This is a genomic window from Streptomyces sp. H39-S7 (genome assembly GCF_027158205.1).
Classification (GTDB): domain Bacteria; phylum Actinomycetota; class Actinomycetes; order Streptomycetales; family Streptomycetaceae; genus Actinacidiphila.
The window spans coordinates 1-1,152 of record NZ_JAPVLU010000005.1; the positions used below are offsets into that span (position 1 = coordinate 1).

Annotated in this window: 1 protein-coding gene; it reads left to right on the forward strand. The window is 72.3% G+C overall.

Going from position 1 to position 1,152, the window contains the following annotated elements; all coding sequences use genetic code 11:
- Window positions 1-1,152: GNAT family N-acetyltransferase (locus tag O3X23_RS06110; protein WP_269270107.1), on the forward strand; the 1,152-nt coding region annotated here is incomplete at both ends.

Here is a 1,152-nt window from a genome sequence, read left to right on the forward strand (position 1 = left end):
ACCGGGACCGACCCCTGCTCCGCGGAGATCGCCCTGACCGTCGCCGACGACCTCCACCACCAGGGCGTGGGAACCCTGCTCCTGGAGCATCTCGTCGACCGAGCCGGACAGGACGGAATCACCACCTTCACCGCCGAAGCACTGGCCGACAGCCATCCCGCGCTGAAGGTCTTCGCGGATCTCGGGCTGAACACCGTTCGCCGCTTCGACGGCACCACCGTGCACTGCGTCATCCAACTCGACCCGGACGAGTACTACCGGGCCGCGGTCGACACCCGCGGCCGGACCGCGGCCTCCGCCAGCCTGCGAGCACTGCTGCGCCCGGAATCCATAGCCGTCATCGGCGCAGACCACGAGGAAGGGTCCGTGGGGCGAACGGTACTGAAGAACCTGCGCCGTGCCGGCTTCAACGGTCGGCTGCGCGCGGTGGACACCCACGCCCACTCCGTCGAGCGCATCCCCTGCTACCCGTCGGTCGCCGCCCTCCCCCACCCCGTCGACCTCGCGGTCCTCGCCGTGCCGGCCTCCGACGTCGCCGCGACGGCCGAGCAGTGCGGAGTGGCCGGCGTACGAGCTCTGGTCGTTCTGGCCACCGGGCTCGACGCCGAGCAGTGCGCCGCGCTGCTGGCCGTCTGCCGGCGCTATGGGCTTCGGCTGGCCGGCCCGAACAGCATGGGCGTCACCAACACCGAGGAACAGGTCCGGATGGACGCCACGTTCGCCGCCCACCGGACGCTGCCGGGGACGGCCGGAGTCGGCGTGCAGTCCGGCGGGATCGGGATCGCGCTGCTCGCCGGGCTGTCCCGGCTCGGGATCGGTGTATCCACCTTCGCCTCGCTCGGCGACAAGTACGACGTCAGCGGCAACGACCTGCTGCGGTGGTGGGAAGGGGACGGCCGCACCGACCTGGCCGTGCTGCACCTGGAATCCTTCGGCAACCCGCGGGGCTTCGCCCGTACCGCCCGCAGGGTCGCCCGCCGCATGCCGGTCCTGACCATCGACACCGGCGGCCCGCACCCCGCCCGGCGTCCGGACGCCGCCGGCAGCGCGGACCATGACGTCCCGGCCACGACCCGGCAGGCGCTGTTCACCCAAGCCGGAGTCATCGCCACCCGCACCCTTGGCGAACTCCTCGACACCGCGGCCATGCTC